Here is an 18,009-nt window from a genome sequence, read left to right on the forward strand (position 1 = left end):
GCCGCAACCTGACAACCCCAGCAGCAGGGCGCAGCCCGCTGTGAACATGAGCCGGCGAAGAATCCCTCTTGTCTGCATGTGGTGTTCCTTGTTGGTGAGAACCGTGGTGGCGGAAGCCGGGGCGATCTTAGGGGGTATGGGCTGCCGCCGTCTTCTGCATGAACACACTCAACGGATCGTCCGGATAGTCCCCGAAGCGCTCGCGCCGCGCATACCCCGCACGCGCATAGAAGGCCAGCGCCTCGGGCTGGCTCACGCCCGTCTCCAGCCGGAACATCGCGCATCCGCGCGCTGCCGCTTCGGCTTCGAGAAAGCCCAGCACCTTCGCCGCGACGCCTTGCCCGCGGTTCTGCGGGCGCACGTACATGCGCTTGAGTTCGCCGTAGCCGGGGTTCATGACGACGGCACCGCAGCCGATGGCCGTGCCGGCCGCATCGCGCGCGACGGCGAACAGCACATGGGCCGCCGACAGCGCGTCGATGTCGATGCCGTAGTGGCTCTCGGGCGGGTACAGCGGCTTCTGGTACGCATCGAGGTCGTCGATGAGCTGGATGACGTCGGGCTGGTTCGGGTTTTCGATCGAGATCTGCATCGTTCGATCGTAGCGAGCCGACGCGCTGCAAAGCCCGACGCGCGACGGGGTTCTGCGCGGCGGCCAACAATGGCCGCGTCATTCATCTTGTTCGTCTGTTCGTTCGATTCAAGGAGTAGAACTTTGGAATACCGTCATCTTGGCAAATCAGGTCTCAAGGTCCCCGTGTTGAGCTTCGGCACCGGCACCTTCGGCGGCAAGGGCGAGTTTTTCAGCGCATGGGGCAGCACCGACGTGGCCGAGGCGCGCACGCTGATCGACATCTGCATGGACGCTGGCGTGAACATGTTCGACAGCGCCGACATCTACTCGGGCGGCGCCGCCGAATCGGTGCTGGGCGAGGCGATCAAGGGCCGGCCGCGCGACCGGCTGCTGATCTCGACCAAGGCCACCTTCCGCAGCGGCGAGGGGCCGAACGACGTGGGCTCGTCGCGCCACTACCTCGTGCAGGCGGTCGATGCGTCGCTGAAGCGGCTGGGCACCGACTACATCGACCTGTTCCAGCTGCACGGCTTCGACGCCAGCACGCCGGTGGAAGAAACGCTGTCCACGCTCGACGACCTCGTGCGCGCGGGCAAGCTGCGCTATGTGGGCGCGTCGAACTTCTCGGGCTGGCACCTCATGAAGTCGCTGGCGGTGTCGGAGCAGCGCGGCTATGCGCGCTACGTGGCGCACCAGGCCTACTACTCGCTGGTCGGGCGCGAGTACGAATGGGAGCTGATGCCGCTGGCGCAAGACCAGGGCGTGGGCGCGGTGGTCTGGAGCCCGCTGGGCTGGGGCCGGCTCACGGGCAAGATCCGCCGCGGCCAGCCGCTGCCCGCCAACAGCCGCCTGCACGTGACGGCCGACATGGGCCCGCCGGTGCCCGACGAGCTGCTGTACCGCGTGGTGGAGGCGCTCGAAAAAGTCGGCGCCGAAGTCGGCAAGACGGTGCCGCAGGTCGCGCTCAACTGGCTGCTGCAACGCCCGACGGTGTCCAGCGTGGTGGTCGGTGCGCGCGACGAGGCGCAGCTGCGCCAGAACCTCGGCGCGGTGGGCTGGAGCCTCACGCCCGCGCAGGTCGCCGAGCTCGACGCGGCCAGCGCGACGACGCGCACGTACCCGTACTGGCACCAGCAGGGCTTCCAGGAACGCAACCCGAACCCCGTCTGACCGGGCTCAGTCGGGTGTCAGCCCCAGCACCCACTGCTTGAACTGCTCCAGCGCCCCGGAGGCCGGCCGGCCTTCGGGGTAGGCGAAGTAGTAGCCCTGGTGCACGTCCAGGTGCCGGTCCACCGGGATCACGAGTTCGCCGGTGCGCAGCTCCTGCTCGACCAGGATGCGCGGCGCCAGCCCCACGCCCATGCCCGCCGCCGCGGCGGCCACCACCATGGTGAACAGCTCGTAGCGCGGCCCGCGCGAGGCGTGCACCGTGTACTCCCATTCCTGCTGCGCGTACCAGTCGCGCCAGGCATGGGCGCGCGTGCTCAGGTGCACGTGGCGACAGCGCTCGAAGCCGGCTTCGTCCCACCGGGCCTGCGCGTCGCGGAACGCGGGGCTGCAGATGGGCACCATCTCGCCTTCGGAAAAGATCAGCCCGCCGCGCGTGTTCGGCCAGAACTGGTCGCCGAAGTAGATCGCCGCGTCGTAGGCGTTTTCCTGGAACGAGAAGGGCTGCGAGCGCGCCGACAGGTTCACCGTGATGTTCGGGTGCAGCCGGCTGAAATCGGGCAGCCGCGGAATGAGCCATTGCGTGGCAAAGGTCGGCACCACGGCCAGTTCGAGCACGAAGCCCATCTCGTGGCCGGCGCTGATTTCCAGCGTGTCGCGGCGGATCTGGTCGAGGTGGCGGCGGATGCGCGCGGCGTACTCGCGGCCCACGTCGGTGAGCGTGAGCCGCTTGCGCACGCGCGAGAACAGCGGCACGCCCAGGCGCTGCTCCAGCATCGCCACCTGGCGCCCGACCGCGCTTTGCGTGAGCGCCAGCTCGGTCGCCGCGCGGGTGAAGCTCCCCAGGCGCGCCGAGGCCTCGAAGGCCTGCAGCGCGCCGAGGTTGGGAATGTCTTTTCTCATCGCGCTATTCTGGCGGGAGCGTGCGCGGCCCGGGCAACGGCCCGGGCCCGCACATCGAAGACACGGAAAGGCATCTCATGCGGCGTGTGGCGATCATCGGCGGCGGGGCCATCGGCTCGGCCATCGCGTACTTCCTGGGCGCCGACCCGACGGGCGAGGCCTTCGACATCACGGTGGTGGAGCGCGACTTCTCGTACCGGCAGGCCTCGTCGGCGCTGTCGGCCAGCTCGATCCGGCAGCAGTTTTCCACCGCCATCAACATCGAGATGTCGCTCTACGGCATCGAGTTTTTCCGCTCGCTGGGCGAGACCCTGCGCGTGGGCGACGACGACGCGCCGGACATCGGTCTGGTCGAGCCGGGCTACCTGTACCTGGCCTCGCCGGCGGGTGTCGAGGTGCTGCGCGAGAACCACGCGACGCAGAAGGCGCACGCGGTGGACGTGGCGCTGTTGACGCCCGAGGAACTGAAGGCGCGCTTCCCGTGGCTCTCGACCGAGGGCATCGCGCTCGCATCGCTCGGCCTTTCGGGCGAGGGTTGGTACGACGGCTACAGCCTGCTGCAGGCCTTTCGCAAGAAGGCGGTGTCGCAAGGCGTGCGCTATGTGCAGGCGCAGGCGACGGGCCTGCAGCGCGAGGGCCGCCGCGTCACCGGCGTGCAGCTCGACGGCGGCGACACGCTGCATGCGGACATTGTCGTCAACGCGGCGGGCGCGTGGGCGGGGCCGGTCGCGCAGTGGGCCGGCATCGCGCTGCCGGTGCACGGGCGACGCCGCAGCGTGTTCAGCTTTTCATGCCCGAGCACCTTGCCCGGTTGCCCGCTGGTCATCGACACCTCCGGCATCTGGCTGCGGCCCGAAGGCCGCCAGTTCATCTGCGGCTTTGCGCCGCCCGAAGGCCGGGACCCCGACGACGCGCCGCTCGAAGTCGACCACGAGGCCTTCGAAAGCTTCATCTGGCCGGCGCTGGCCGAACGCATCCCGGCCTTCGAGGCCGTCCGCATGACGGGCGCCTGGGCCGGCTACTACGAGATGAACGTGTTCGACCACAACGCGATCCTCGGCCAGCATCCCGACTGCGACAACCTCTACTTCGCGAACGGCTTCTCGGGCCACGGGCTGCAGCAGTGCCCGGCGGCGGGGCGCGGCATCGCGGAGCTGATCCGCTTCGGCGGCTACCGCAGCCTCGACCTGTCGCCGCTGTCGTTCGCGCGCATCCTGGAGAACCGGCCGCTGCGTGAGAAGAACATCATCTAGGGTTGCTGCTCCGCCGGCTTGATGTCCCCCACGGGCGACAGCAGCGCCGGGTCGAAGGTGGCGAGCGCGCGGCCTTCCTTCAACCGCTTCGGCCAGTCGGGGTTCGACAGCGCGCCGCGTCCCAGCGCCACGAAGTCGGCACCGCCCGCGAGCGCCGCTTCGGCGCGCCCCGGGTCGTGCAGGCCGCCGTTGGCGACGATCGCAAGGCCGGGCGCGTGGCGGCGCGCGAGCTGCAGCAGGCTCGGTCCTGCATCGCCGAAGGCCGGTCGCCAGGCTTCGAACTCGGTGACGTGCAGGTAGTCGATGCCGCTGTGCGCCAGGGCCCCGAACACCGTCGCCGCGCCGGCCTCGGCTTCCGGCCACTTGTGGCCGAAGTCGTTGACCTTGCCTTGCGAGATGCGCACGCCGACCGGCGCCGAGGCGCCCAGCATCTGCCGCACGGCGCGCGCCACCTCGACCGTGAGCCGCACGCGCTGCGCGAGGGCGCCGCCCCAGTGGTCGGTGCGCGTGTTGGTGTGGCCGCTCAGGAACTGGTCGAGCAGGTAGCCGTTCGCGCCGTGGATCTCCACGCCGTCGAAGCCCGCCACTTCCATCGCCAGCAGCGCAGCCCGGGCGAAGCCGCGAATCGCCTCGGCGATGTCGGCATCGGTCATCGCGCGGGGCACCGGGTACTCGCCTTCGCCGCGGTAGGCCGTCATCTGCGTGCCCAGTGGGCGAACGGCCGACGGCCCCGCCGTGTGGTCGCGAAAGCGGTTGAACTGCGACAGCGCGCCCGCATGCATGAGCTGCGCGATGGCGCGCCCGCCCGCGCCCTGGATCGCCTTCACCACCGGGCGCCACGCGCGGGCCTGTTCGCCGTCGCTCAAGCCGGGCTGGCGGGCATAGCCTTGCGCGTACGCCGCGTCGGTGTAGATGCCTTCGGTGATGACGAGCCCGAAGCCGCCCCGCGCAAAGCGCTCGTAGTAGCGAACCATGGTGCCGTTGGCGTGGCCCTCGGGCGAGGCGCTGACGCGCGTCATCGGCGCCACGGCGAGCCGGTTGGGCAGCTGCAGGCCGTGCAGCTTCGCCGGCGCGAGCAGCGGCGTGCTCATCGGGCGTCTCCGGGCGCGACGGCGATGGCCTCGATCTCGATCATCGCGTCGGGCGAGTACAGGCCCGAGACTTCCACGATGGTGTCGGCCGGGTAGGGCGCCGAGAACCACTGACGGCGCAGTTCGACGATCTTCGGAAAGTGCTTCATCGAGGTCAGGAAGATCGTCACCTTGACCACGCTGCCCAGGGTTGTGCCTGCGGCTCTCAGCACGCGGTCGAGGTTCTTGAAGGCCTGCTCGGCCTGGCGGTCGAAGTCGCCCTTGCCGACGATCTCGCCGTCGTCGCCGATCGCGGCCTGGCCGGACACGAAGACCAGGTTGCCGAGCTGGATGGCCTGCGACAGCAGGAAGGGGGCGTAGGGGTCGGGTTGCGTGTGGATCTGCTTGGGTTGGAGTTGCATGACAGGTGCCTTTGATGGTGAATTTCAGATCAGCCGTGGAAGTGGTTTCTTCCCGCGACCACTGAAATTTAGGGATGAAGAGGGCGTCCGACAAAGGCTTATTTTTCAGACGATGGATGAGTTGAGATAATCTGTCCGCATGCGAAGACTTCCTCCCCTGGGCGCATTGCGCGTGTTCGAGGCCGCGGCCCGCCGGCTGAGCTTCAAGGCCGCCGCCGACGAACTGCATGTCACGCCCACCGCCGTGAGTCACCAGATCAAGCAGCTCGAGGAAACGCTCGAGGTGCGCCTGTTCGAACGCGGCACGCGGCAGGTGCACCTGACGGCCGCCGGGCATCAGCTGTTTCCCGCGCTGCGCGACGGCTTCGACAGCTTCGAGCGCGCCGTCGACGGCGTGCGCCGCCTGAAGGGCACGCGGATCGCCACGCTGTCGTCCACGGTCGGGTTCATGGCCCGGCGGCTGGCGCCGCGCGCGGGCACCTTTCGCGACCTGCACCCCGAATGGACGCTGCGGCTGGACGCCACCAACCAGGTCGTCGACCTCGACACCGAGGCCGACGCGGCGATCCGCTACGGCAACGGCCGCTACGCCGACCTGGTCGTGGAGCCGCTGTTCCAGGACCACTACGCGCCGGTCTGCAGCCCCGCGCTGGCGGTCGCGGCGCGGCAGGACCTGAAGGCCGTCTCGCTGATCCATTTCGAATGGGGGCGGGCGGGGCGCGACGAGACGCTGGCGCCCGTGTGGCGCACCTGGCTTGCGCGCGCGGGCCGAACCGACGTCGATGCGCAGGCCGGCCTGTCGTTCACCGAAGAGATCCACGCGGTGCAGGCCACGGTCGCGGGGCAGGGCGTCGGCCTGCTGAGCCTGGCGCTGGTGGCCGACGAGCTGGCGTCGGGCCTGCTGGTGCAGCCCTTCGCGTTGTCGGTGGAGAGCTACCGCTACGACCTGGTCTACAGCCCGCGCGCCGCCAGTCGGCCCGCCACGGCCGTGCTGCGCGACTGGGTACACCGCGAGTTCGGCGGCGGCGAAAAGAAGGCATAGTGGCAGGCATGACTGCCCAGACCCTGTACGCGCAAAAGCGCGTTTCCGCCGCCGATGCCGTGCGCCAGGTGCGCAACGGCGACATGATCATCGTGCCCACGGGCGTCGGCGAGCCGCCCTCGCTGCTCACGGCCTTGTCCGAGCAGCGCCGCGACTTCCGCGACGTGAAGGTGGCGCAGATCCTGGCGATGCGCAAGTACGCCTACATCGACCCTGAGACGGTCGAGCACGTGCGCCACGTCGCGCTGTTCTTCGGCGGCGCCACGCGCGCGGGCGGGCAGGCCGGCTGGATCGACTTCATTCCGAACTACTTCTCCGAGATCCCGGCGCAGATCGAGCGCGGGCAGATCGCGGCCGACGTGGTGTTCAGCATGGCCTCGCCGATGGACGCGCACGGCTACTTCGCGCTGAGCCTGGGCCCCGACTACACGATGGCCGCCGTGGCGAAGGCCCGCGCGGTCGTGCTCGAGGTGAACCCCAACGTGCCCTACGCACATGGCAACTGCCACGTGCACATCTCGCAGGTGGCGGCATTGGTGGAAAGCAGCGAGCCCGTGATGGAAGTCGGCCTGCCCAAGATCGGCCCGGTGCAGGAAGCCATCGGCAAGCACGTGGCCGACCTGATCGACGACGGCGCCACCTTGCAGATCGGCTACGGCGGCATCCCTGATGCGGTGGTGATGCAGCTCACGGGCAAGCGCGACCTGGGCATCCACACCGAGATGATCGGCGACGGCATTCTCACGCTGGTGGAAAGCGGCGCGGTCACCAACCGCCGCAAGAACTACCTGCCGGGCAAGTCGGTCGCGACCTTCGCGCTGGGCTCCAGCAAGCTGTACCGTTTCATGGACCGCAACCCGGGGCTGGAGATGCACCCGGTGAACTTCACCAACGACCCGGCGCTGGCGGGGCTGAACGACAACCTCATCGCCATCAACGCCACCATGCAGATCGACCTGCTGGGCCAGTGCGGCTCCGAGAGCCTGGGCCACGCGCCGTACTCGGGCACCGGCGGGCAGTCGGACTTCGTGCGCGCGGCCAACCGCTCGCGCGGCGGCAAGGCCTTCATCGTGCTGCCTTCGACGGCCAAGGACGACACCATCTCGCGCATCGTGCCCTCGCTCTCACCGGGCACGCACGTGAGCACGAGCAAGAACGACATCAACTACGTCGTCACCGAATACGGCGTGGCGCAGCTGCGCGGCAAGTCGGCCAAGCAGCGCGCGCAGGAGCTGATCGCGATTGCGCACCCGAACTTCCGGGCGGAGCTGACGGAGCAGGCGAAGCGCGCGAAGCTGCTGTGAGCGTGGCGCAGAGCGCTGCTCAGCTGGCCTTGGTCGCGCGCACCAGCGACGGCGTGGCCTTGTAGCTCTCGGGGAAGAGCTTCTTCAGGTCGTCGATCTTCGGCAGGTCGTTGATCGCGATGTAGGGCTGGTTCGGGTGCAGCGTGAGGTAGTCCTGGTGGTAGTCCTCGGCCGCATAGAAGGGCTTGGACACCTCGACCGTGGTTGCCAGCGGCTTGCTGCCGAAGGTCTTGGCCTGGTTCAGCTGGGCGATGTAGGCGTTGGCGATGCGGGCCTGTTCGGCGTTTTCGGCGAACACGGTGGAGCGGTACTGCGGGCCGGTGTCGGGGCCCTGGCGGTTGAGCTGGGTCGGGTCGTGCGCCACCGAGAAGTAGATCTGCAGCAGCTTGCCGTAGCTGACCTTGCGCGGGTCGTAGCTGATGCGCACCGCTTCGGCATGGCCGGTGCGCCCGGAGCCGACCTCGTTGTAGCGCGCGGTGCGGGCCTCGCCGCCCGCGTAGCCCGAGAGCGCATTGCTCACGCCCTCGACGCGCTGGAACACGCCCTGCACACCCCAGAAGCAGCCGCCCGCGAACACGGCGGTGGCGGTGGTGGCGCCCGCAGGTACGGTGAGGTCGACCGTGGGCGCGGGCACGCGGTGCGCGGTCTCAGCGAAGGAAGGGGCTGCGTGCCAGGCGAAGGCGGCAACGGCGAGCGCGCCGGCGGCGATGGCGAAGGATTTCATGGCGATCTTTCGTAGGGAGCGCAGGAGGAACAGTGATCTCGATCCCGCCGGCCGTCAATGGCGGCGGGGCCGGGCAGACGGCGGCTTACTTCTTCATCTCGTCTTTGCCCATCGCGTCCTTCTTCATTTCGTCTTTGCCCATGGCATCTTTCTTCATGCCATCTTTGGCCATGCCGTCCTTCTTCATGGCGTCCTTGCCCATGGCGTCTTTCTTCATCCCGTCCTTGGCCATGCTGTCCTTCTTCATGCCGTCCTTGGCCATGTCGTCCGCGGCCAAGGCCGAGGCGCCGGCGAAGGCCATGCAGGTGGCGAGGAGGGTGGCGGTGAGCTTGTTCATGTCGGTCTTCCTGAGTTGAGGTTGGGTCTTGTTGTCGAGATCGGCCTGGTTCCGTGTCGGAATTCGGCCTCGCGCTTTCTTCGGCAGTCGAGCGGCTGCGGCGGCCCCTCAGCTCCCTCCGAACCAGTTGTAGCCCTGGTCTTCCCAGTAGCCACCGGGATAGGTGTTCGTCACGTACATCGCCTGGATGTGCTTGGGGTTCTTGTAGCCAAGCTTGGTCGGCATGCGCAGCTTCATCGGGAAGCCGTACTTCGGCGGCAGCGGCTGGCCGTCGTAGCTCAGCGCCAGCAGCGTCTGCGGGTGCAGCGCGGTCGGCATGTCGATGCTGGTGTGGTAGTCGTCCGCGCACTGGAAGCCGATGTACTTCGCGCTCAGGTCCGCGCCGACGTGGCGCAGGAAATCGGCAAAACGCACGCCGCCCCATTTGCCGATGGCGCTCCAGCCTTCCACGCAGATGTGGCGCGTGATCTGGTCCTGCTGCGGCAGGGCGCGCAGCTCGGCGAGCGTCCAGCGGCGCTTGTCGGCGACCATGCCGCTCACTTCGAGCCGGTAGGTGGCCTCGTCGACTTCGCGGACCTCGTCCTCGCCGTAGTAGGCGTTGAACGGAAAGGGGCGCGTGATCTCGGCTTCGGTGTAGGTCGGCGCCAGCCGCGTCGGGCTGAAGAGCCAGCCCTGCACCTCGTCGTTGAAGCGCGAGACCTTCGAGAGCGCCGCTTCCACGTGGCTGTCATCGCTGATGCTGCAGCCGGTGAGCATCGACAGGCCGCCCAGCGTCAGCGAACGGCGCAGGAACAGGCGGCGCGAGGGGGCGTCGAGCCGGCGCTCGATGAGGGCGCGGGCTTCGCGCACCACGGCGTCGCCGTCGACACCGACCACCGGAGGGCGTTTGAAAAAGAGGCTCATGGGGTGTGGGGCGCGCGACCGCGCAGCATGGTGAGCAGGGTGCGGGGCACGAGCGCCACCATCACAAGGTGCACGGCAACGAAGGCCACCAGGGCCGCCATCGCCACGAAGTGGACGCGGCGCGCGGCTTCGTAGCCGCCCAGCAGCTCGCGCAGCAGCGGAAACTGCACCGACTTCCACAGCACCAGCCCCGACAGCACGATCGCGACGAGGTCGACGATCACGAACAGGTAGGCGAGCTTCTGCACATGGTTGTAGTGGCGCGGGTCGGCGTGCGAGAGTCTGCCGCCGAGCGCGGCCCGCGCATCGCGCCAGAGGCCGGCCGGCGTGAGCGGGAAGAACTTGCGCGCGAAGCGCCCGCTGGCAAGGTTCAGCACCAGGTAGACGAGCCCGTTGAACACCAGCAGCCACATCGCCGCGAAGTGCCACTGCAGCGCGCCGCCGAGCCAGCCGCCCAGCGTGATCGAGGCCGGGAAGCGAAAGGCAAGGAAGGGCGCCGCGTTGTAGATGCGCCAGCCGCTCGTCACCAGCACCAGCACGGCCAGCGCGTTGAGCCAGTGCGTGACGCGCATCCACAGCGGGTGGATCGGTCGGTGGTCAGTGGCGGGGCGTGTCTGCATGGGCCGGATTGTTGGGCGCACCCCCTCGCCGATTCATCACGCAAAGTTCAAAGATTCGTGATAACTCTGGGGGGCGTCTCGCGGGACAATCGCGGCCATGGACACCGCCAAACGCGTGCTGATCGTCGAGGACGACGCCCACATTGCCGAGCTGCTGCGCATGCACCTGCGCGACGAGGGCTACGCGGTCGAGCACGCCGCCGACGGCCACGCGGGCCTGCGCGCGCTGGAGCGCGGCCAGTGGGACGCGCTGGTGCTCGACCTCATGCTGCCCGGCATCGACGGCCTCGAGATCTGCCGCCGCGCCCGCGCCATGGCGCGCTACACGCCCATCATCATCGTGAGCGCGCGCTCCAGCGAAGTGCACCGCATCCTCGGGCTGGAGCTGGGCGCCGATGACTACCTGGCCAAGCCCTTCTCGGTGCTGGAACTGGTGGCGCGCGTGAAGGCGCTGCTGCGGCGCACCGACGCGCTGGCGCGCAACGCGCGGCTGGAGTCGGGCAGCCTCACGCTGGGCAACCTCGACATCGAGCCGCTGGCGCGCGAGGTGCGCGTCGACGGCAAGCCCATCGAGCTCACGCCGCGCGAGTTCGACCTGCTGTATTTCTTTGCGCGCCATCCCGGCAAGGTGTTCTCGCGGCTCGACCTGCTCAACCAGGTCTGGGGCTACCAGCACGACGGCTACGAGCACACGGTCAACACGCACATCAACCGGCTGCGCACCAAGGTCGAGGCCGACCCGGCCGCGCCGCGGCGCATCCTCACGGTGTGGGGGCGCGGCTACAAGCTCGCGGCCGATGAGGCCGCACCGAAGGGTGACGTATGAGCGCCGCGCCGGGCCGCCCCAAGCAAGCTCGCTCCCGCCTGGCGGGAAGGCGCGAAGCGCCAAGGGTGCTTCAATGACGATGGCCTGGGCCACGCTGTCGCGGCGCCTGTCGATCGCGTTCGCGGTGCTGCTGTTGGCCTGCTGCGGCGCCTCGGCGTGGCTGCAGATGCGCGCCGGCGCGCAGCATGCGCAAGAGGTGACGCAGCGGCTGTCGCTCGGGCTTGCGGCCCACATCGCGCAGAACACCGAACTCATGAAGCCCGGCGGCCTCGACCCGGTGGCGGTGAAAGACCTGTTCGACAAGCTCATGACCGTCAACCCCAGCGTCGAGGTCTACGTGCTGGGGCCCGACGGCCACATCGAGGCCCAGGCCGCGCCGCCTGGGCACCTCAAGCGCGACAAGGTGGCGCTCGGCCCCATCCGCCGGTTGCTGGCCGGCGAGCGGCTGCCCATCGCGGGCGACGACCCGCGCAGCCCCGACGGCGCCAAGGTCTTCAGCGCCGCACCGCTGCGCATGGGCGGGCGCGACGCCGGCTATGTGTACGTGGTGCTGCAGGGCGAAGACCACGACGCGCTGGCCGCCAACCTCTCGGCCGACACCGTGCTGCGCACCACGCTGTGGTCGATGGCACTGGTGGCGCTGCTGGGGCTCATCGCCGGGCTGGTGGCGTTCCGCCTCATCACCCGGCCGCTGCGTGAGCTGACCGCGGCGGTGCGGCGTTTCGAGGCCGAGGGCATCGCGGCGCTGGAGCGCGAGTCGCCGATGCCCGCGCCGCCGCGCCACGCCGACGACGAGATCGCGCAGCTGCAGCAGGCCTTTGCGCAGATGACGCGCCGCATCGCCGAGCAGTGGCGCGAACTCAGCCTGCAGGACCGCCAGCGCCGCGAACTTTTCGCCAACATCTCGCACGACCTGCGCACGCCGCTCACTTCGCTGCACGGCTACCTCGAGACGCTGCTGCTCAAGGCCGGCACGCTCAGCGAGGAAGAGCGCCGCCGCTACCTGGAGATTGCGCTCGGCCAGAGCCGCAAGGTGGGCCGGCTCGCGCAGGAGGTGTTCGAGCTGGCGCGGCTCGAGTACGGCGTGGTCAAGCCCGAGAAAGAAAACTTTGCGCTGGCCGACCTCGTGCAGGACGTGTTCCAGAAGTTCGAACTCGCGGCCGAGGCGCGGCACCAGCAGCTCAAGCCCGACATCGCGCCGAACCTGCCCGTGGTGTCGGCCGACCTCGGCATGATCGAGCGCGTGCTGACCAACCTGCTGGACAACGCCATCCGCCACACGCCGGCCGGCGGCGAGATCGAGGTGCGCCTGCGCCCGTCCGACGCCGGCGTGGCGGTGCAGGTGAGCGACACCGGCCCCGGCATTCCGGGCGAGCTGCAGAAGGGCCTGTTCACGCGGCCGGCCTTTGCCGACGGCGGTGCGCGCGGCGGCGGGCTCGGGCTGATGATCGTGCAGCGCATCCTGCAGCTGCACGGCAGCGACATCCGGCTCGTACCGCAGCCGGGCAAGGGCGCGGTGTTCCTGTTCCGGCTCGGGGGCGCCACAGCGCGCTGAAGGCGTTGAAGTCGGCGGTCGGCGGGTTTGCCAGCGGGCGGCGGGCGATGCTACAAGCGAAGCGGTATCACCCCCAAGAACAGAAGGAGACCACCGACCATGCCCGCTTTCGAGACCGTCCTGATCGACAAGGACCCGCAGCACCCGCGCATCGCGCGCCTCGTGCTCAACCGCCCCGAGAAGCTCAATGCCATCGGCGACAGCACGCCGACCGACATCCGCCGCGCGGTCGAATGGGCCGAGGCCGACGACGAGGTGCATGTGATCGTGGTCGAGGGCGCGGGCCGCGCCTTCTGCGCCGGCTACGACCTGGGCGACTACGCCGAAGGCCACGGCCGCGAAGGCAAGGCCGACCATCCCTGCCGGCAGGAGAAAACGCCGTGGGACCCGATGCTCGACTACGCCGCCATGAAGCGCAACACCGAAGACTTCATGTCGCTGTGGCGCTGCCGCAAGCCGACCATCGCCAAGGTGCACGGCTACGCGGTGGCCGGCGGCTCCGACATCGCGCTGTGCTGCGACCTGCTCACCATGGCCGACGACGCGCGCATCGGCTACATGCCCACGCGCGTGTGGGGCTGCCCGACCACCGCCATGTGGACCTACCGCCTCGGCGCATTGCGCGCCAAGCAGCTCATGTTCACCGGCGACACCATCACCGGCACGCAGGCGGCCGACTGGGGCCTGGCCAACTTCGCGGTGCCCGCGGCGCAGCTCGACGAGGCCACGCTGGCGCTCGCGCAGCGCATCGCGGGCGTGCCCAGTTCGCATCTCATGATGCACAAGATGGTCGTCAACCAGGTCTGGCACTCGATGGGGCTGGAGCAGACCCAGATGTTCGCCACCGTGTTCGACGGCATCACGCGTCACAACCCCGAAGGCATGTGGTTCCGCCGCCAGGCCGAGGCCGAAGGCTTCAAGAGCGCGGTGCAGTGGCGCGACAGCGGCCGGCCGATTCCTGAAGGCGACGAGGCCCGTGCGCGCATCGCCGAGCTCGAGGCGAAGCTGGCTGCGCGCGGCTGAGCGCGATGGTTCGCGCGGTGGCTCAGCCGCCCTTGCGGCGCTTCACCACCACCGTGGCCTCGAGGCCTTCATACGCCTCGGCGTCGCCGTACCAGCTGCCCGAGATGGGCGCCGCCAGCGCGGGGTCGCGCGCCACGCCCACGCGGATCAGCTGGCCGCTGCCCATGAGGTTGTTGGTGGGGTCGAAGGCCAGCCAGCCCGCGCCCGGCAGGTAAGCCTGCAGCCACGCGTGTGTGCTGCCGGCGCCGGTGACCGATTCGCCGGGCGCCTGCCCGGTGGCGTCGTTGTCGAGCGACGCGTCGTAGAGGTAGCCCGAGACGAAGCGCGTCGCGATGCCGAGACGGCGCGTGGCTTCCATCATCAGCAGCGCGTAGTCGCGGCAGCTGCCGCTGCCCAGCGCCAGCGTCTCCAGCGGCGTCTGCGTGCCTTCTTCGTCACGCGCCTTGTATTCGAAGCTCTGGCCGATGTGCGCGTTCATGCGCGTGAGCACGTCGCGCGTGCTGTTGGGCTGGTCGGTGTGCAGGAACTGGTGCGCCCAGCGGATCAGCGTGCCGTTGGCGTCGTCGTTGTGGTGCGGGCGCAGGTAGTGCTCCAGGTCCAGGCGCTCCTGCACCGAATAGGCAAAGGGCAGGAACTCGGCCGACGGGTCGAGCGTGAGCAGGTCGCGCTGCGACGGCGGCACGTGCTCGATGGTGAAGGAACAGACGATGCGCAGCTCGGTCGCCTCGCCCAGTGGCTGCACCAGCGCGACGGAGTTCGAGTACGGGTCTTGAATGAGCCGCGTGAGGGCCTGCGGGCTCACCTGCAGGTCGGTGGCGAGCACCCGCAGGTCGTGGCTGTCGCGTGGACGGAACATCACGCGGTGCAAGCCGAAGGTCACCGGCTTGTTGTAGCGGTAGACGGTGGTGTGGGTGATGTCGTACTGGATGGCCATGGCGCGCATTGTGCGGTGCGCGCGTGGCGCCGGGGAGCCGGGAAGCCCGTACGGGCCGATTCAGACCGATCCGGGCCAGAGCCGCTGCGTGCCCAGCGCCTTGGCGAGCGTCTCGGGCAAGGGCAGCGGCTCGCCGTGCCACTGCGCCGCCAGCAGCTCGGCGCACAGCGTGGCAAAGCTCAGGCCGCGCGAGCCCAGCGCGGTGCAGGCCCACAGGCCGTTGTCGGCCCCCGGGGCCAGCGGGCCAACGAGCGGCCGGCGGTCGCCCGAGGCGCAGCGCACGCCGACCCAGGCGTGGGCGTCTCCGCGTTCGAAGGCGGGCGCCAGCGCGGCGGCGGCGCCAGGATGCAGGCGCGCCAGTCGTTCGCGGTTGGCGAGGCTGTCTGCGTCGGTGGGGGCGAGATCGGTGCTGTCGCGGTCGAAGGTGGCGCCGATCAGCCACAGCGGCTGCGGCGCCTGGCCGTCGGGTACGCCGGCGATCAGGTGGCCGTCGCCGTTGATGGGGGTGACGGGCAGGGCGACGGGGGCCGCGCGGCCCCAGGTGACCTGGCCGCGCACGGGTTGCAGTGGCAGATCGGGTGCGAAGTGGTGCGATGCGAAGCCCGCGGCCACGACCACGCGGTCGGCTTCGGCGAGCAAGGCGCCGGCGTCGTCGAACAGCTGCCAACCGCCGTCCGTGCGTGCGAGGCGCACCACGTGGCAGTTGCCCCGGAATTCGACGCCCGGTTGGTCCAGCCACGCGGCGATCAGGCGGTGCGGCCGCACCCAGGCCGCGCGTGCATGCCAGAGCGCCGGCGTGTCGGGCGGCAGGCCGGCTGCTGCGAGCCGGTCGGGCTGTGCGGGCCAGGATTCGTTCGGCCCCTCCGCGCTCCAGCCGGGCGGCACGCGCACGTCGCCGTCGGGCCGGCGTTCGAGCGAGCCGTGCGCGCCCCAGTCGCGGCCGGGGTCGAGCCGCAGCGCCAGTTCGGTCCAGGTGGCGCGGATGCCAGCGCGCGTGAGCCGCGACAGCAAGGCGTCATCGGACGACACATGCGGTGCCAGCAGCCCGACCGGCAGGCCCGACGCGCCCGAGGCCGGTGCGTCGGCCGCGTCGAGCACCGTGACCCGCCAGCCGCGCCGCGCGAGGCTGGCCGCGACCGCAGCACCCGCGAGCCCGGCACCGATCACCGCGCAATGCCCGGGCGCGTCGACGCCTTCGCGCACCGGCTGGCGACGCCGCACCGTCCAGGCGGGCGCAAACGCGCCGCGCAGGCTGCCGGGGCCCGGGTCGAGCTGGAAGCCGTTCTGCGCCAGCGCGTGGCGCACCCCGTCATCCTCGGTGCGGGCCGCGAGGCCGGTGCCCTGGCGGGCGAAGCGCGACACCGCCTTGAGCGTGTCGGGCGAGGCCATCACCGGGCCGAAACTGTCGAGGAAGAGGCTGTCGGCCTCGAAGCGCTGGGCGCGCAGCACCGGCTGCAGCTCGCCCACGCACAGCGTGAGCAGCACGCGGCCGTCGTCGAAGGCCAGCCGGTGGAAGCCGGGCAGCAGCCCGGTCCATTGGTCGGCCAGCTCCGCAGCGAGCGGTGCCAGCGCCGGGTCGGCCTCAGCCGCGCGCAGCAGATCGCCGGCCGGCGCCGGATGGGCGTCGACCGCGACGTAATGCAGCAGGCGCGGCCGGTGCGGGTCGGCGCGCCAGGCCTGCCAGGTTGTCAGGAAATGAAGGCCCGGCCCGAAGCCGGTTTCGAGAATCCGCCATTGCGGGCGCCTGGACCAGGCGGCGGGCAGGCCGCAGCCGTCCAAAAACACACGGCGCGAAAGCGCCGGTGTGTCGTTGTCGAGGGGGGAGGTGTCGTCGCCGGAGCGCGCGCCGAGCGGGGTGCCGTCGGCGGCCACGCCGGACTCAGGCCGCGGGAGGGGGAACGTAGCCTTGCGCCACGTCGGCGCCTTCGCCGAAGAAGTGCTTTTCCATCTGGCGGGCCAGGTACTGCCGGGCGCGCAGGTCGGCCAGGTTCAGCCGGTTTTCATTGACCAGCATGGTCTGTTGCTTGAGCCAGGCGGCCCAGGCTTCCTTGCTGACGTTTTCCCACAGGCGCTTGCCCAGGTCGCCGGGGTACGGCGGAAAGTCGAGTCCTTCGGCCTCTTTGCCGAGCTTGATGCACTGAACCATGCGTGCCATTTGATTGCCTCTTGTGGGGGAAAGCGGTTGCTTAGTTGATTTGGCTATTAAGAACTGAAAACTTGGTCGTTCCAGTTCCTATATGTCGTATTCAGAATACGTGGCTTCATTGATATGCCTTTTTAAGAGCAAGACACCATGAGCCTTCGCCGCGACTTTATCAAGCTTTCCCTGGGTGCCGGCGTGGCCGGTGCCTTGGCCCTGTCGGCATTGCCGTCGTTTTCGCAGGGCGCGGCGGGGGCCAAGGGCCCCGTGACGCTGCTGAACGTGTCGTACGACCCGACCCGCGAGCTGTACGTGGACTACAACCAGGCCTTCGCCAAGTACTGGAAGGCCAAGACCGGCCAGGACGTGAGCATCAAGCAGTCTCACGGCGGCTCGGGCAAGCAGGCCCGCTCGATCATCGACGGCATCGATTCCGACGTGGCCACGCTGGCGCTGGGCGGCGACATCGACGCCCTGGCGACGCATGGCGGCCTCGTCAAGGCCGACTGGCAAAAGCGCCTGCCGCACAACTCGGCCCCCTACACCTCGACCATCGTGTTCCTGGTGAAGAAGGGCAACCCCAAGGGCCTGAAGGACTGGGACGACCTGGTCAAACCCGGCGTGCAGGTGATCACCCCCAACCCCAAGACTTCGGGCGGCGCCCGCTGGAACTACCTCGCGGCCTGGGAATTCGCCAAGCGCAAGTACGGCGGTGAAGCGAAGGCCAAGGAATTCGTCGGCAACCTGTACAAGAACGTGCCCGTGCTCGACACCGGCGCGCGCGGCTCGACCATCACCTTCGTGCAGCGCGGCGTGGGCGACGTGCTGCTGGCCTGGGAAAACGAAGCCTTCCTGGCGCTGAAGGAATTCGGCCCCGAGAAGTTCGAGATCGTCGTGCCGTCGATTTCCATCCTGGCCGAGCCCAGCGTGGCGGTGGTCGACAAGGTGGTCGACAAGAAGGGCACGCGCGCCGTGGCCGAGGAGTACTTGAAGTACCTGTACTCCGATGAAGGCCAGGACATCGCCGGCCGCAACTTCTACCGCCCGACGTCTGACAAGGCCAAGGCCAAGTACGACAAGCAGTTCCCCAAGCTCACGCTGGTGACCATCGACCAGGCCTTCGGTGGCTGGGCGAAGGCCGACAAGGAGCACTTCGCCGACGGCGGCTCCTTCGACCAGATCTACGCGCCCAAGCAGAAGTAAGCGCAGCTG

19 protein-coding genes are annotated in these 18,009 nt (G+C 69.4%); 8 read left to right on the forward strand and 11 right to left on the reverse strand.

Features of this window, described 5'->3' with window-relative positions:
• Nucleotides 1-127: 127 nt before the first annotated feature.
• Nucleotides 128-592, reverse strand: a complete 465-nt coding sequence (locus tag AC07YS_RS14065) for a GNAT family N-acetyltransferase (RefSeq protein ID WP_495268238.1) — start codon at nucleotides 590-592, stop codon at nucleotides 128-130.
• A 123-nt stretch (nucleotides 593-715) separates the two neighbouring features.
• On the opposite strand from AC07YS_RS14065, the gene AC07YS_RS14070 reads away from it, so the two are divergent.
• Nucleotides 716-1,744 (forward strand): aldo/keto reductase, encoded by a 1,029-nt coding sequence (locus AC07YS_RS14070; RefSeq protein ID WP_495268239.1) that lies wholly within the window; start codon nucleotides 716-718, stop codon nucleotides 1,742-1,744.
• A 6-nt stretch (nucleotides 1,745-1,750) separates the two neighbouring features.
• Here the strand turns inward: AC07YS_RS14070 and AC07YS_RS14075 are convergent, their stop codons facing one another.
• Nucleotides 1,751-2,644 (reverse strand): LysR substrate-binding domain-containing protein, encoded by an 894-nt coding sequence (locus tag AC07YS_RS14075; RefSeq protein WP_070060857.1) that lies wholly within the window; start codon nucleotides 2,642-2,644, stop codon nucleotides 1,751-1,753.
• A gap of 77 nt (nucleotides 2,645-2,721) precedes the next feature.
• On the opposite strand from AC07YS_RS14075, the gene AC07YS_RS14080 reads away from it, so the two are divergent.
• Complete coding sequence (locus tag AC07YS_RS14080; protein WP_495268240.1) at nucleotides 2,722-3,897, forward strand: NAD(P)/FAD-dependent oxidoreductase; 1,176 nt, start codon at nucleotides 2,722-2,724, stop codon at nucleotides 3,895-3,897.
• Here AC07YS_RS14080 and AC07YS_RS14085 read toward each other — a convergent pair.
• Nucleotides 3,894-4,988 carry an oxidoreductase gene (locus AC07YS_RS14085; protein ID WP_495268241.1) on the reverse strand — a complete coding sequence of 365 codons (1,095 nt, stop codon included), beginning with the start codon at nucleotides 4,986-4,988 and terminating at the stop codon, nucleotides 3,894-3,896. The genes AC07YS_RS14080 and AC07YS_RS14085 overlap by 4 nt on opposite strands.
• Entirely contained in the window at nucleotides 4,985-5,389 is a 405-nt protein-coding gene (locus tag AC07YS_RS14090; protein ID WP_495268242.1) for a RidA family protein, read from the reverse strand. The genes AC07YS_RS14085 and AC07YS_RS14090 overlap by 4 nt, the downstream gene beginning before the upstream one ends.
• A 139-nt stretch (nucleotides 5,390-5,528) precedes the next feature.
• On the opposite strand from AC07YS_RS14090, the gene AC07YS_RS14095 reads away from it, so the two are divergent.
• A complete protein-coding gene (locus AC07YS_RS14095; protein WP_495268243.1) occupies nucleotides 5,529-6,431 on the forward strand; it encodes a LysR substrate-binding domain-containing protein in 903 nt (300 codons plus the stop codon).
• Nucleotides 6,432-6,439: 8 nt separating this feature from the next.
• Nucleotides 6,440-7,735, forward strand: coding sequence for an acetyl-CoA hydrolase/transferase family protein (locus tag AC07YS_RS14100; protein ID WP_495268244.1), 1,296 nt, complete (start codon nucleotides 6,440-6,442; stop codon nucleotides 7,733-7,735).
• 19 nt (nucleotides 7,736-7,754) lie between these two features.
• Here the strand turns inward: AC07YS_RS14100 and msrA are convergent, their stop codons facing one another.
• The 4 genes from msrA to AC07YS_RS14120 form a co-directional block, all read right to left on the reverse strand.
• On the reverse strand, nucleotides 7,755-8,459 hold the full coding sequence (gene msrA / locus AC07YS_RS14105; RefSeq protein ID WP_495268245.1) for a peptide-methionine (S)-S-oxide reductase MsrA: 705 nt from the start codon (nucleotides 8,457-8,459) through the stop codon (nucleotides 7,755-7,757).
• 85 nt (nucleotides 8,460-8,544) lie between these two features.
• Complete coding sequence (locus tag AC07YS_RS14110; RefSeq protein ID WP_159271664.1) at nucleotides 8,545-8,796, reverse strand: pentapeptide MXKDX repeat protein; 252 nt, start codon at nucleotides 8,794-8,796, stop codon at nucleotides 8,545-8,547.
• 108 nt (nucleotides 8,797-8,904) lie between these two features.
• The gene (locus AC07YS_RS14115; protein WP_495268246.1) at nucleotides 8,905-9,699 is read right to left on the reverse strand and encodes a molybdopterin-dependent oxidoreductase; all 795 of its coding nucleotides are present in this window, start codon (nucleotides 9,697-9,699) and stop codon (nucleotides 8,905-8,907) included.
• Entirely contained in the window at nucleotides 9,696-10,319 is a 624-nt protein-coding gene (locus tag AC07YS_RS14120; RefSeq protein WP_495268247.1) for a cytochrome b/b6 domain-containing protein, read from the reverse strand. The genes AC07YS_RS14115 and AC07YS_RS14120 overlap by 4 nt, the downstream gene beginning before the upstream one ends.
• A gap of 97 nt (nucleotides 10,320-10,416) precedes the next feature.
• Between AC07YS_RS14120 and AC07YS_RS14125 the strand changes: the two genes are divergently transcribed.
• The 3 genes from AC07YS_RS14125 to AC07YS_RS14135 all read left to right on the forward strand — a co-directional run bounded on the left by AC07YS_RS14125 (nucleotide 10,417) and on the right by AC07YS_RS14135 (nucleotide 13,723).
• Nucleotides 10,417-11,145: a response regulator transcription factor gene (locus tag AC07YS_RS14125; RefSeq protein WP_495268248.1), complete on the forward strand. Its 729-nt coding sequence runs from the start codon at nucleotides 10,417-10,419 to the stop codon at nucleotides 11,143-11,145.
• Between the two features lie 79 nt (nucleotides 11,146-11,224).
• On the forward strand, nucleotides 11,225-12,700 hold the full coding sequence (locus AC07YS_RS14130) for a sensor histidine kinase (RefSeq protein WP_495268296.1): 1,476 nt from the start codon (nucleotides 11,225-11,227) through the stop codon (nucleotides 12,698-12,700).
• Between the two features lie 99 nt (nucleotides 12,701-12,799).
• Nucleotides 12,800-13,723: a crotonase/enoyl-CoA hydratase family protein gene (locus tag AC07YS_RS14135; protein ID WP_495268249.1), complete on the forward strand. Its 924-nt coding sequence runs from the start codon at nucleotides 12,800-12,802 to the stop codon at nucleotides 13,721-13,723.
• A gap of 22 nt (nucleotides 13,724-13,745) precedes the next feature.
• Here the strand turns inward: AC07YS_RS14135 and AC07YS_RS14140 are convergent, their stop codons facing one another.
• From AC07YS_RS14140 to AC07YS_RS14150, 3 genes are read right to left on the reverse strand one after another with little or no spacing between them, the layout of a single operon-like run.
• Nucleotides 13,746-14,657, reverse strand: coding sequence for a transglutaminase family protein (locus AC07YS_RS14140; protein ID WP_223301327.1), 912 nt, complete (start codon nucleotides 14,655-14,657; stop codon nucleotides 13,746-13,748).
• Nucleotides 14,658-14,717: 60 nt separating this feature from the next.
• Nucleotides 14,718-16,529 carry an FAD-dependent 5-carboxymethylaminomethyl-2-thiouridine(34) oxidoreductase MnmC1 gene (mnmC1, locus tag AC07YS_RS14145; RefSeq protein WP_495268250.1) on the reverse strand — a complete coding sequence of 604 codons (1,812 nt, stop codon included), beginning with the start codon at nucleotides 16,527-16,529 and terminating at the stop codon, nucleotides 14,718-14,720.
• A gap of 7 nt (nucleotides 16,530-16,536) precedes the next feature.
• Nucleotides 16,537-16,812 (reverse strand): oxidative damage protection protein, encoded by a 276-nt coding sequence (locus tag AC07YS_RS14150; protein WP_013541095.1) that lies wholly within the window; start codon nucleotides 16,810-16,812, stop codon nucleotides 16,537-16,539.
• A 138-nt stretch (nucleotides 16,813-16,950) separates the two neighbouring features.
• On the opposite strand from AC07YS_RS14150, the gene AC07YS_RS14155 reads away from it, so the two are divergent.
• A complete protein-coding gene (locus tag AC07YS_RS14155) occupies nucleotides 16,951-18,000 on the forward strand; it encodes a sulfate ABC transporter substrate-binding protein (RefSeq protein ID WP_495268251.1) in 1,050 nt (349 codons plus the stop codon).
• The last annotated feature ends 9 nt before the right edge of the window (nucleotides 18,001-18,009 follow it).

The organism is Variovorax sp. GW458-11-26-14-LB1 (genome assembly GCF_059423965.1).